This window comes from Kitasatospora sp. NPDC022785, assembly GCF_055561295.1.
Window position 1 is genome coordinate 187,826 of sequence record NZ_JBVHHB010000016.1, and the last position, 11,581, is coordinate 199,406.

10 protein-coding genes are annotated in these 11,581 nt (G+C 73.3%); 8 read left to right on the forward strand and 2 right to left on the reverse strand.

What is annotated here, in order from left to right:
- Positions 1-30: 30 nt before the first annotated feature.
- Genes ACZ3YO_RS24260 through ACZ3YO_RS24275 form a run of 4 tightly spaced genes read left to right on the forward strand, consistent with a single transcriptional unit; the run spans position 31 to position 3,454 of the window.
- Positions 31-714 carry a TenA family protein gene (locus ACZ3YO_RS24260; RefSeq protein ID WP_465572769.1) on the forward strand — a complete coding sequence of 228 codons (684 nt, stop codon included), beginning with the start codon at positions 31-33 and terminating at the stop codon, positions 712-714.
- Positions 711-1,937: a cytochrome P450 gene (locus tag ACZ3YO_RS24265; protein WP_465572772.1), complete on the forward strand. Its 1,227-nt coding sequence runs from the start codon at positions 711-713 to the stop codon at positions 1,935-1,937. Before ACZ3YO_RS24260 ends, ACZ3YO_RS24265 begins: the two co-directional genes overlap by 4 nt.
- A gap of 39 nt (positions 1,938-1,976) precedes the next feature.
- Complete coding sequence (locus ACZ3YO_RS24270; protein ID WP_465572774.1) at positions 1,977-2,675, forward strand: SDR family NAD(P)-dependent oxidoreductase; 699 nt, start codon at positions 1,977-1,979, stop codon at positions 2,673-2,675.
- An 8-nt stretch (positions 2,676-2,683) separates the two neighbouring features.
- Complete coding sequence (locus tag ACZ3YO_RS24275; RefSeq protein ID WP_465553248.1) at positions 2,684-3,454, forward strand: SDR family NAD(P)-dependent oxidoreductase; 771 nt, start codon at positions 2,684-2,686, stop codon at positions 3,452-3,454.
- 112 nt (positions 3,455-3,566) lie between these two features.
- Here the strand turns inward: ACZ3YO_RS24275 and ACZ3YO_RS24280 are convergent, their stop codons facing one another.
- Complete coding sequence (locus ACZ3YO_RS24280; protein WP_465572778.1) at positions 3,567-5,051, reverse strand: MFS transporter; 1,485 nt, start codon at positions 5,049-5,051, stop codon at positions 3,567-3,569.
- Between the two features lie 212 nt (positions 5,052-5,263).
- On the opposite strand from ACZ3YO_RS24280, the gene ACZ3YO_RS24285 reads away from it, so the two are divergent.
- Both ACZ3YO_RS24285 and ACZ3YO_RS24290 read left to right on the forward strand, forming a co-directional pair.
- Positions 5,264-6,016 carry an SDR family NAD(P)-dependent oxidoreductase gene (locus tag ACZ3YO_RS24285; RefSeq protein ID WP_465553244.1) on the forward strand — a complete coding sequence of 251 codons (753 nt, stop codon included), beginning with the start codon at positions 5,264-5,266 and terminating at the stop codon, positions 6,014-6,016.
- A 140-nt stretch (positions 6,017-6,156) separates the two neighbouring features.
- Positions 6,157-7,761 (forward strand): right-handed parallel beta-helix repeat-containing protein, encoded by a 1,605-nt coding sequence (locus ACZ3YO_RS24290; protein WP_465572781.1) that lies wholly within the window; start codon positions 6,157-6,159, stop codon positions 7,759-7,761.
- Between the two features lie 84 nt (positions 7,762-7,845).
- Here ACZ3YO_RS24290 and ACZ3YO_RS24295 read toward each other — a convergent pair whose 3' ends face one another.
- Entirely contained in the window at positions 7,846-9,066 is a 1,221-nt protein-coding gene (locus ACZ3YO_RS24295; RefSeq protein WP_465572784.1) for an FAD-dependent oxidoreductase, read from the reverse strand.
- 179 nt (positions 9,067-9,245) lie between these two features.
- Here ACZ3YO_RS24295 and metK point away from each other — a divergent pair, with 179 nt between their 5' ends.
- Positions 9,246-10,451: a methionine adenosyltransferase gene (gene metK / locus ACZ3YO_RS24300; RefSeq protein ID WP_465572787.1), complete on the forward strand. Its 1,206-nt coding sequence runs from the start codon at positions 9,246-9,248 to the stop codon at positions 10,449-10,451.
- 62 nt (positions 10,452-10,513) lie between these two features.
- The gene (locus ACZ3YO_RS24305; RefSeq protein WP_465572790.1) at positions 10,514-11,458 is read left to right on the forward strand and encodes a carbohydrate kinase family protein; all 945 of its coding nucleotides are present in this window, start codon (positions 10,514-10,516) and stop codon (positions 11,456-11,458) included.
- Positions 11,459-11,581 lie beyond the last annotated feature (123 nt).

Below are 11,581 nucleotides of genomic sequence, written 5' to 3' on the forward strand. Positions count from 1 at the left end.
CGAGGGCCGACGACGCCGAGAGGGAGAGCGATGCTGCACCGGGAACTCGCCGAGATCAGCGCACCGGCCCTGCGCCGGGTGCTGGACCATCCGTTCTGGACCGGCCTGCGGCGCGGCACCCTGCCCGCCGAGGCCCTGGCCCGCTTCGTCCGCCAGGACACCGGCCACCTGCTGCCCGCCTACGCCCGCGCACTCGCCCGCTGCGCCGCGTCCGCCCGGGACGACGCGGACACCGCGCTGCTCGCGCAGTCCGTCCTCGGCACCCTGGAGGCCCGGGACGGGCTGCGCGCCGCCTACGGCGCGCTCGCGGACGAGCTGCGGCTGCCCGCCCCGGGCGGGGACGGCCCCGCCGAACCCGCCGTGGCGGCGCACGCCGTCTTCTTCACCACCTCCGCCGCGCACTCCTTCCACGCGGGCCTCGGCGCCCTGCTGCCCATGGTCTGGTTCAACGCCGAGGTCTCCGACCATCTGCGCGACCACGCCGAGCCCGGCACCCGCTACCTGCCGTGGATCACCGCCTACCACCCCGGCGAGTCCTACCGGTACGCCGTCCAGGCGTTCCGCGACCTCGCCGACCGCGCCGGCGCCGCCGCCACCCCGGCGCAGCGCCGCCTGCTCATCGACCACTTCGCCGAGGGCGTCGGGCACGAGATCGCGTTCGCCGACTGCTGCGCCGGCGCGCCGGCACGTCTCGCCGGAAAGGCAGCCCGATGACCGACCAGGACCTCGACCTGATGGATCCGGCCTCCTTCGCCGACGGCGTCCCGCACGCGTACTTCCGCCGGCTGCGGCAGACCGAAGGCCTGGTCAAGGGCGTCGACACCGACGGCGAACCGCTCTGGCACGTGGTGCGCCACGGCGAGGTCGCCGCCGTCTCCAGGGACGCCAGGACCTTCTCCTCCAGCCCCACCACCATGACCTCGATCCGCAAGGTCGACCCCAGCCCGCCGATCATCACCTTCCTCGACAGCCCCGACCACACCAGGATCCGCAAACTCACCTTCAAGGCCTTCGCCCCCGCCCGGCTGGCCGCCCTGGAAGGGCCGGTCCGGGGGATCGTCGACAGCCTGCTCGCCGAGGCCCGCGAGCAGGGCACCTTCGACCTCGCCGAGACGATCGCACTGCGGCTGCCCTTCGAGGTGCTGCTCGAACTGCTGGACATCCCCCACCGGGACCGCGCCATGATGCTCGGCTGGGCCCGGCGCACGGTCAACCTCGGCGACGAGGCCGAGGGCGAGGGCGGCGGGGGCGGGGCGGACGGCGGCGGGGGCAACCCGTTCCAGCTGATCCACGAGTACCTGCTGGACTTCGCCCGCCACCGCGCCGCGCACCCCGCCGACGACTGCCTCTCGCTGCTGCTCGCGGCCCGGCTCCAGGGCGCCGACCGGCTCGGCCTGCCCGACCGGCTCACCGCCGACGAGGTCGGCCTCTTCGCCTCCACACTGATCACCGCGGGCATCGAAACCACCTACTGCTCCGTCACCGGCGCGGTCCTCGCCCTGCTGGAGGCACCCGGCGAACTCGCCAGGCTGCGCGCGGACCGGAGCCTGGTGCCGTCGGCCGCCAACGAGGTGCTGCGCTGGGTCACCCCGGTGACCCACTTCGCCCGCCGGGCCGTCACCGACACCGAGATCGCCGGACAGCCCGTCGCGGCCGGCGACACGGTGGTGCTCTGGTACAGCTCCGCCAACCGCGACGAGACGGTCTTCGCCGACCCGGACCGCTTCGACGTCGGCCGCACCCCCAACCAGCACGTGAGCTTCGGCGGCGGCGGCCCGCACGTCTGCATCGGCAACGGCCTGGCGGCGATGGAGCTGCGCCAGTTCCTGGACGGCGTGGTCGACCTGCTGCCCCGCCTGGAACTCACCGCCGACCCCGTCCGGCCGGCGACCAACTTCATGAACAGCGTCAAGTACCTGCCGCTGCGCTTCCGCTGACCCGGCGGGGACTGGAGACCGTGACATGGACGTGAAGCCGTGACCGCCGGACCGGACGGCCCCGCGCGCCGCACCGCGCTGATCACCGGCGCCAACCGGGGCATCGGCCGGGCCGTCGCCGCCGAACTCCACCGGCGGGGCACCGACGTGGTGCTGACCGCCCGCTCCGCCGAGGACGCCCGCGCGACCGCCGCCGAGCTGGGCACCCGCTGGCAGGCCCTGGACACCACCGACCCGGAGAGCGTCGAGCGCGCCGCCGCGGCGGCCGGGCCGGTCGACCTGCTGATCTGCAACGCCGGGGTGCTGCTGGACGCCCGCACCGACCCGCTGAGCGTCCCGCTGGACCTGGTCGAACAGACGCTGCGGGTCAACCTGCTGGGCACCTGGCGGGTGGTCCAGGCGTTCGTCCCGGCGATGGTCCGCCGGGGCCGGGGCCAGGTGCTGGTGCTCTCCAGCGGCACGACCGCCGAGTTCGGCGGCCGGCTGTTCGCGGGCGCCCCCGGCTACTCGCTCTCCAAGAGCGCCCTCAACGGGCTGACCACGCTGCTGGCCGGCCACACCGAGGGCACCGGTGTGCGGGTCGACGCCGTCAACCCCGGGCGGGTCCGGACCCGGATGATGCCCGGTCAGCAGCAACTGCCCGAGGAGGCGGCCCGGTTCATCGCGGACCTGGCCGACCTCCCGGCCGGCGGCCCGAGCGGCCGCTTCTTCGCCGAACAACGCCGACCCACCTCGTAGGAGACCCCATGCGATTCGACCTGACCGGCCGCAAGGCCGTCGTCACCGGTGCCGGCAGCGGGATCGGGCTGGCCTGCGTCCGGGCCCTGGCAGCCGCCGGCGCGGACGTGCTCGGCGGCTCCCGGACCGTCGGTCCGGAGCTGCTCGACGCCACACCCCACACGCTCGCCGTGGACCTCGCCACCGAGGACGGCGGGCGGCGTCTGGTGAAGCACGCGCTCGCCGAGTTCGGCGGCATCGACATCCTGGTCAACAACGTCGGCGGCGGGGTGAAGCTGGCCGACGGCTTCCTCGACATCGACGACGACACCTGGCTCGAAGCGTTCGGGCTGAACGTCCTCACCGCCGTGCGGACCACCAGGGAGGCCCTGCCCAGCCTGGTCGAGCGCCGGGGGGCGGTGGTCAACATCGGCTCGGTGAACGCCACCCTGGCCGACCCGCGGCTCGGCCACTACTCGGCCGCCAAGGCCGCGCTCGCCAGCGTCGGCAAGTCGCTGGCCGCCGAGTTCACCCCGCGCGGCGTCCGGGTCAACACCATCTCGCCCGGCCCGGTGCGCACCAGGGTCTGGACCAACCCGGCGACGGCCGAGAAGGCCGGGCTCACCCCGGAGCAGTTCATCGAGGCGGTGCCCAGGATGACCGGGCTGGCCACCGGCCGGATCATCGAGCCGGAGGAGATCGCCACCCTGGTGGTGCTGTTCGCCTCCGGCGCGGTCCCCAGCATCACCGGCGCCGACTACACCATCGACGGCGGGATGAGCCGCCCCGCGCTGCGCTGACCGCCCCGCGCTGGCCGCCCCGCGCTGTGCTGACCGCCCCGCGCTGCGCCGACCGCGCGGCCGGCGGCGGCCGGGCCCGGGTCCTCCCCACGGAGGGCCCGGGCCCGGCCCGTTACGCCGGCACCTCGGGCTGGGCCTTGAGCCCCGCCCGGGGCGCCCGCAGCGTCCGTCCGCGCATCAGGAAGGCCGCCGCCCCGGCCGCCACCAGCAGGCCGGCGGCGAGCCAGAACGTCACCCGCAGCGCGTCGTCGGCACTGGCCGGGTCCTCCGTCAGGTAGCTGAAGAAGACCGTGCCCAGCAGCGCGTACCCGATGCTGTTGCCCAACTGCTGCACCGAGTTGAGCAGTCCGGACGCGGCACCGGTCTCCGGCACCGCGACCATAGTGAGCGCCAGGTTGTAGTACGGGGTCAGGACCCCGCCCATGCCGAGCCCGAGCAGCACCAGCGGAACCGCCAGCTGCCAGCCGGAGACGTCCGGCCCGGCCGACACCACGGCGATCACCCCGACCGCTCCGACGGCCAGCAGCGCCAGCCCGCCCTGGAGCGTGCGCAGGCCGTCCCAGCGGCGTGCCAGCACCGTGCCGGCCAGCGCCGAGCCGACCGCCGAGGCGAGCGTCCACGGCACCATCGCCAGTCCGGCGCCCAGCGACGAGAAGCCGTGCGCGGTCTGCAACTGGACCAGCAGGGCGAACATCATGCCGCTGAGCGCCATGTAGTAGAACATCCCGACCAGCAGGGCGGCGACGAACCGCCCGTTGCGCACCAGGGCCGGCTCGATCAGCGGGACCCGCCCGGCCCGGGCCCGCCGGAGCTGGTGCAGCCCGAGCAGGGCCAGGACCGGCAGCGCGGACGCCATGCTGACGAAGCACCAGGCGGGCCACGACTCGCCGCGGCCCTGCATCAGCGGGTAGGCCACCAGGACCATCGCCCCGGCGGCCAGCACCGTGCCGACGCCGTCCAGCCGGCGCAGCCCGGCCCGTTCGACGGGCTGCCCGGCGGGGACGTACCGCAGGGTGCCGACGGTCGCGAGGACACCGAGCGGCACGTTGATGAAGAAGACCGTGCGCCAGCCGAGACCGAAGAGGTCCCCGGTGGCCAGGGCGCCGCCGAGCACCGGCGCGACGATCGCGGCGATACCCACGACCGGGCCCATCATGCCGATGGCCTTGGGCAGTTCACGGCCGGGGAAGAGGTCGCGCATGATGCCGAGCCCCTGCGGGACCATCACCGCGGCGAAGCCTCCCTGGAGGATCCGGGCGGTGATGATCATCTGCGGGTTGACCGAGAAGGCGGCCAGCAGCGACGCGAGGGTGAAGCCGACGGTGCCGACCAGCAGCATCCGTCTGCGGCCGAGGACGTCCCCGAGCCGCCCGCCGGTGATCAGCAGCGACGCGAAGGCGAGGGTGTAGCCGGCGGCCATCCACTGGAGGTCCGCGTAACTGCCGTGCAGTCCGGTGCGGATCGACGGCGCGACGGTGTTCACCATCATGCCGTCGAGCAGGTCCATGCAGTGGGTGGTGAGGATCGCCGCCAGGGCGAACCAGCGGAGCCGGTCCGGGGCGGGCGCGGTGGTCAGGGGCGGTGCGGAGGTGGCCATCGTGGTGCCTTTCGACGAGGAACGGCCGGACGGCGCGAACAGTGCGCCCGACCGCTCCAGAAGCACTCGAGGAACCCACGAGGGGGAGTACGGCCGGCGACCCGCTCGAGCCGCGCTCCACCGCGTCCCGAGCGGTGTTCGAGCGCCCTTGCCGAGGGTGGGGTGCCGGCGGGGCTGTGGGGCCACGCCGCCAGAGCACGAGGGGACAAGTCATGGATCTGGGGTTGGCGGACAAGCGGGTGCTGGTCACCGGTGCCACCAGGGGGATAGGCCGGGCAACGGCGAAGGCGTTCGCCGCGGAGGGGGCGCGGGTCGCGGTCACCTACCTGAAGTCCAAGGAGGCCGCCGACAAGCTGGTCGAGGAACTCGGCGGCGCCGACCGGGCGTCCGCCCACCATTACGACCTGGCCGACCCGCAGTCGATCGCGGAGACGGTCGCCGCCGTCGAGGAGGCCTGGGGCGGAGTCGACGTCCTGGTCGCCAACGCCCAGACCTGGGTGTGGATGAATCCCGAGGACATGGTGCCCTACCAGGAGTTCCCGATGGACTTCTGGCTCGGCCGGTACCGGGAGAACGTCGAGGGCCACCTGTGGACGGTCCGCCAGGCACTCGGCGGGATGCGCGAACGCGGCTTCGGCCGGATCGTGCTGCTCTCCTCCGTCACCGCGATGCACGGCAATCCGGGCTCGGAGATCTACAGCGCGGCCAAGGCCTCCCTGCACGGCTTCGTGCGCGGCCTGATGTGGACCGGTGACGGCGTACTCGCCAACGTGGTCGCGCCCGGCGGCACCATCACCGAGAGCCTCGAGGCGGTCGACCCGGCGCTGCTGGAGAAGGCCGTCGCCGAGACCCCGAGCGGCCGGCTGAGCACCGCCGACGAGGTCGCCCGGCTGATCGTCTTCCTCGGCTCGGCGGCCAACGGGAACATCAGCGGGCAGGTCATCCACCCCGCCGGCGGCCGCTGACGGCCGGCCCCACCCGCGCCCGACGCGCGCTCGAGCGCCGCCCGAGCGCGCGTCGGGCGGTCCCTCACATCCTCGCAGGCAGCGCCGCCGGCCGGAAAACCGCCGGCGGTCCCGCGTTTTCCCGATCGGAAGGAACAGTCATGAGCATCCGCAACCCGCTGGCCGGAGACCGGACCGGCGTCCGGCGCGGCCGGCCGCCAGGGCGCCCCGGCTTCCTCGGTGGCACCCTCAGAGCGGTCGTGGGTCTGGCCCTCGCGGCCGCCCCCGCCGTCGTCGCCGCGCCGGCCGCCCACGCGGACACCACCGGCCACCAGTACTACGTCGACTGTGCGGCGGGCAACGACGCGGCTGCGGGCACCACCGCCACCGCCGCCTGGCACAGCCTCGCCAAGGTCAACGGCGCCACCTTCCGGCCCGGCGACTCGATCCTGCTGCGCAGCGGCACCACCTGCGCCGGGCAGCTGGCCCCGCTCGGCTCCGGCACCGCGGACCGGCCGGTCACCATCGGCTCGTACGGCGGTACCGCCCGCGCCGCGATCACCGGCGGCGGCGCCCGCGCCGCGGTCTTCCTGCAGAACAGCCAGGGCTGGGAGATCCGCAACCTCGACGTCTCCAACAAGGCGGCCCAGGACGGTACCGTCCGCACCGGCATCTACGTGCTGCTGACCGACTACGGCACCGGCAGCCACTACGTCGTCGAGAACGTCAACGTCCACGACGTGACCAGCATCGACAGCACCGGACCGATCGACGAGGCCAGCGGCGGCATCGTCTTCAAGGCGGCCGGCTCGACCACGCCCACCACCTTCGACGGCATCCGGGTCGCGAACAGCACCGTCACCACCACCGAGGGCTACGGCATCGCCACCGTCTCCCAGTGGTCCAAGCGGGACCTCTTCCCGACCGGCACCAACCACTTCGTGCCGATGACCAACGTCCGGGTCACCGGCAACCGCCTGGCCGACATGGGCGGGGACGGCATAGTGGTCCAGAACGCCGTCTCCCCGCTGATCGACCACAACGTCGTCGACGGGTTCGGCCTGCGGGCCACGGCCTACCACTCCGGCGTCTGGGTGTGGAACGCGGACCACTCCGTGATGGAGTACAACGACGTCTCGCACGGCGCCAGCTCGCCGCCGATGATGGCCTTCGACGCGGACGGCTCGAACCAGGACGTCGTCTACCAGTACAACTACAGCCACGACAACGGCGGCGGCTTCCTCGCCTTCTGCACCGCCCCGGGCCAGTTCAGCGACGGCGTGACCGTCCGCTACAACATCAGCCAGAACGACCACGACGCCGTCTACAACGGCGCCGTCTTCCCGGTGGTCTTCAACGGCTGCGGCGTCACCATGACCAACCTCTCCTTCTACAACAACGTGGTGTACTCCTCCGTCGCCAAGGCGCTGATCGGCAACTACGGCCAGTCCGTGGTCTCCTACCGCAACAACATCTTCTACGGCCGGCCGGGTGGTTCGACCATCACCGACCCGGTGAGCACCTTCGACCACAACCTGTACTTCAACATCGACCAGGTCCCCGCCGGCGACCTCCACGCGGTCAAGGCCGACCCGCTGTTCGCCGCGCCCGGCACGGGCCCGCAGGGCTACCGGCTGACGTGCGGGTCCCCGGCCGTCCGCGCCGGCGTCCGGATCGCCCTCAACGGCGGACGGGACTGCGGCGGCGCCCCGGTGCCCTCCGACGCCGCGCCGAACATCGGCGCCTACGAGGGCACGGTGTCCTGACCGGGAGCGACCGGCGGGCCGGATAGAACGGGAGGGGTGGGCCGGATCGTCCGGCCCACCCCTCCCGCGTCGTCCGGCCCCGGATCAGCCCGCGGCCTTCTTGATCGACCAGTCGGCGATCCTCAGCGACATCTCGACCCCCTCCGTGGCGTACTCGATCATCCCCTTCTGGTACTCCGCCACCGCGTCCGCCAGCTCCCGCCGGCCCGCCGCCACCTCGGCCAGCAGCGCACCGAGCGCCTGCGCGTCCCGCAGCGCCGTGTTCGCCCCGACGCCCCCGGACGGCGGCATCGCGTGCACCGCGTCGCCCAACGGGACCACCGGGCCGGTCTCCCAGGCCTCCACCGGGCGGGTGGCGCGCAGCGCGACGGCGAACGTCGTCTCCGGCTGGGCGAAGCCGAAGATCCCGCGGAGGTCCGGGTGCCAGGCCCGGGTGCGCTCGACGACCAGCGCGCACAGCTCCTCGCCGTCCAGCGCGAAGAAGTCCTCCTCCGCCAGGCCGAGGTCCTGCTGGTGCACGTTGAACACGGACATGTAGTAGTCCTCGCCGTCCGCCAGCTCCGCCTCGGGCGCCAGCCTCGCGGCGGCGGCCGAGGGGCGCTCGCGGAACAGCATCGGCATCAGGCCGAGGTGATGCCCGTCGGTGCCGATCACATAGGAGAACCGGTCCTGCAGCGCCGCCGGCAGGCCGGCCGCGATCGCCGCGTCCCGGGGGATCCGGGAGAACACCGTCCGGATGCCGAGGTCCTGGGGAGCGTCCCCCGGCCGCAGCTGCGCCCGGACCCGGGAGTTGGTGCCGTCGGCCGCCACCAGCACGTCGCCGGTGGCCTCGGTGCCGTCCGCGAAGTAGGCCGTCACCCGGCCGTCGGGCGTCTGCGCGAGCCGCTCGAAGTTCTTGCCGAAGTGGACGGTGTCCGCCAGTCCGGCCAGCAGGATCCGGCGCAGGGTCACCCGGTCCACGGCGTCGATCTTGTCGGCCCGGTCCGCCCGCGGATCCTCGAACTTCGGCGCCCACTGCTCCGTCAGCTGCTCGTCGTAGGCGGCCAGTCCGGCATCGTCCCGGGTGTTGGCCGTCGCCGCCACCAGCTCCGTGAGCCGGGCCGGAAGGCAGGCCCGCAGCGCGGCCTCGCCCTCCGGGCTGATCCGCAGCCGGTAGCCCTGCCGGCGGCCGTCCGCCGACTCGTCGCGCTCGTACACCCGGACGTCCACCCCGGCCTGCCGCAGCCGTTGCGCCAGGCTGAGACCGCCGATCCCACCGCCGATCACCAGCACCCGGAAGGCCGGCCGGCCCGTCGTCGTCGCCATGGAAACCTCTCCTCACCGCCGTGTACGGGACACCCGCACGATGCGCCGCACCGCTCAGGTCCGGCTCGAGGCCCCTGCCCGCGGCGGCTCTTCCAGCCGGGCTCGAGCCGAGCTGAAGAACGCCCTCCCAGGCTGTGCGGGCCCCGCCAGCCCATGGCAGCCGACCCTTCGGAGGAAGCGTGTCCCGCCGTCTCTTCACCTCGGAGTCCGTGACCGAGGGCCACCCCGACAAGATCGCGGACCGGATCAGCGACACCATCCTCGACGCCCTCCTACGGGAGGACCCGACGTCCCGGGTCGCCGTCGAGACCCTGATCACCACCGGCCAGGTGCACATCGCCGGTGAGGTCACCACCAGCGCCTACGCCGACATCGCCGCCCTGGTCCGGGAGGCCGTCCTGGAGATCGGCTACGACTCCTCCGCCAAGGGCTTCGACGGCGCCTCCTGCGGCGTCTCGGTCTCCATCGGCTCCCAGTCGCCCGACATCGCGCAGGGCGTGGACAGCGCCTACGAGACCCGCGTCGAGGGGGCCGGTCAGGAGGAGGCCGACGAGCTCGACCGACAGGGCGCCGGCGACCAGGGCCTGATGTTCGGCTACGCCTGCGACGACACGCCCGAGCTGCTGCCGCTGCCGATCTCGCTGGCCCACCGGCTCGCCCAGCGTCTCACCCAGGTCCGCAAGGACGGCACCGTCCCCTACCTGCGCCCCGACGGCAAGACCCAGGTGACCATCGAGTACGACGGCGACCGGGCCGTCCGCCTCGACACCGTGGTGGTCTCCACCCAGCACGCCGCCGACATCGACCTCGACTCGCTGCTCGCCCCCGACATCCGCGAGTTCGTCGTCGAACCGGTGCTGGCCGGTCTGGCCCTGGACACCGGCGACTACCGGCTGCTGGTCAACCCCACCGGGCGGTTCGAGATCGGCGGCCCGATGGGCGACGCCGGCCTGACCGGCCGCAAGATCATCGTCGACACCTACGGGGGCTACGCACGCCACGGCGGCGGCGCCTTCTCCGGCAAGGACCCGTCCAAGGTGGACCGCTCGGCCGCGTACGCGATGCGCTGGGTGGCCAAGAACATCGTCGCCGCCGGCCTCGCCCGCCGCGCCGAGGTGCAGGTCGCGTACGCGATCGGCAAGGCCGAGCCGGTCGGCCTGTTCGTGGAGACCTTCGGCACCGAGACCGTTCCGGTGGCCAGGATCCAGGACGCCGTCAGCGAGGTCTTCGACCTGCGACCGGCCGCGATCATCCGCGACCTCGACCTGCTGCGGCCCATCTACGCCCAGACCGCCGCGTACGGCCACTTCGGCCGGGAACTGCCCGACTTCACCTGGGAGCGCGCCGACCGGGTGGAGAAGCTGCGGGCCGTCGCCCTGACCTGAGCCCCGCCGAACCGAGTCCCGCCGAACCCGTCGCCCCACCGTTGCCCCGAGGAGGCACCGCCGTGCGTATCGCTGTCAGCGGTTCGATCGCCACCGACCATCTGATGGTCTACCCAGGGCGGTTCGCGGACCAGTTGATCGAGGGCCAGCTGTCCAAGGTGTCGCTCTCCTTCCTCGCCGACGACCTCGAGGTCCGGCGCGGCGGGGTCGCGGCCAACATCGCCTTCGGGCTGGGAAGCCTGGGCCTGCGTCCCGTCCTGGTCGGCGCGGCCGGTGCCGACTTCGCCGACTACGGCGCCTGGTTGCAGGCCGCCGGCGTCGACACCGAGTCCGTGCTGATCAGCCGGACCAGGCACACCGCGCGATTCGTCTGCACCACCGACGCCGACCAGAACCAGATCGCCACGTTCTACGCGGGGGCGATGAGCGAGGCCCGTGACATCCGCCTCGCCCCCGTCGTGGACCGCGTCGGCGGGCTCGACCTCGTCGTCATCGCCCCCGACGACCCCGAGGCGATGATCCGCCGCACCGAGGAGTGCCGCACCCTCGGCCTCTCCTTCGCGGCCGATCCGTCCCAGCAACTCGCCCGGCTCGACCGGGCCGCGGTCCGCCACCTCGTCCAGGGCGCGGACCTGCTCTTCACCAACGAGTACGAGGCCGCACTTCTCCAGCAGACCGCGGGCTGGACGGAGCGGCAGATCCTCGAGGAGGTCGGCACCTGGATCACCACACTCGGTGCCGACGGCGTCCGCATCCTCCGGAGCGACGCGGCACCGCTGCTCGTCCCCGCCGTGCCCACCGACCACGTCGCCGACCCCACGGGTGTCGGCGACGCCTTCCGGGCCGGATTCCTGGCCGGCCTCGCCCGCCGGTGGCCGATGCCCCGCGCGGCCCGCCTCGGCTGCGCCCTCGCCACCGAGGTGTTGCAGACGGTCGGCACCCAGGAGTACCGCATCTCGGCCGCGGAGCTGATCGGCCGCACCGACGACACCCCGGTCGGCGCCTGATGACGCCGCGGAACGGAACGGCACAGCAGCAGAGTCGCGCAGATGCGTTGCGTGAGGCACTTGCCAGCCGGGTGGTGGTGGCCGACGGTGCGATGGGCACGATGCTCCAGGCGCAGGATCCGT

Bases quoted from the DNA above. Each gene is read 5' to 3' on its own strand.
- ACZ3YO_RS24275 (WP_465553248.1), top strand. From the start codon at position 2,684: ATGCGATTCGACCTGACCGGCCGCAAGGCCGTCGTCACCGGTGCCGGC.
- ACZ3YO_RS24280 (WP_465572778.1), bottom strand. From the start codon at position 5,051: ATGGCCACCTCCGCACCGCCCCTGACCACCGCGCCCGCCCCGGACCGG.
- ACZ3YO_RS24285 (WP_465553244.1), top strand. From the start codon at position 5,264: ATGGATCTGGGGTTGGCGGACAAGCGGGTGCTGGTCACCGGTGCCACC.
- ACZ3YO_RS24260 (WP_465572769.1), top strand. From the start codon at position 31: ATGCTGCACCGGGAACTCGCCGAGATCAGCGCACCGGCCCTGCGCCGG.
- ACZ3YO_RS24290 (WP_465572781.1), top strand. From the start codon at position 6,157: ATGAGCATCCGCAACCCGCTGGCCGGAGACCGGACCGGCGTCCGGCGC.
- ACZ3YO_RS24265 (WP_465572772.1), top strand. From the start codon at position 711: ATGACCGACCAGGACCTCGACCTGATGGATCCGGCCTCCTTCGCCGAC.
- ACZ3YO_RS24295 (WP_465572784.1), bottom strand. From the start codon at position 9,066: ATGGCGACGACGACGGGCCGGCCGGCCTTCCGGGTGCTGGTGATCGGC.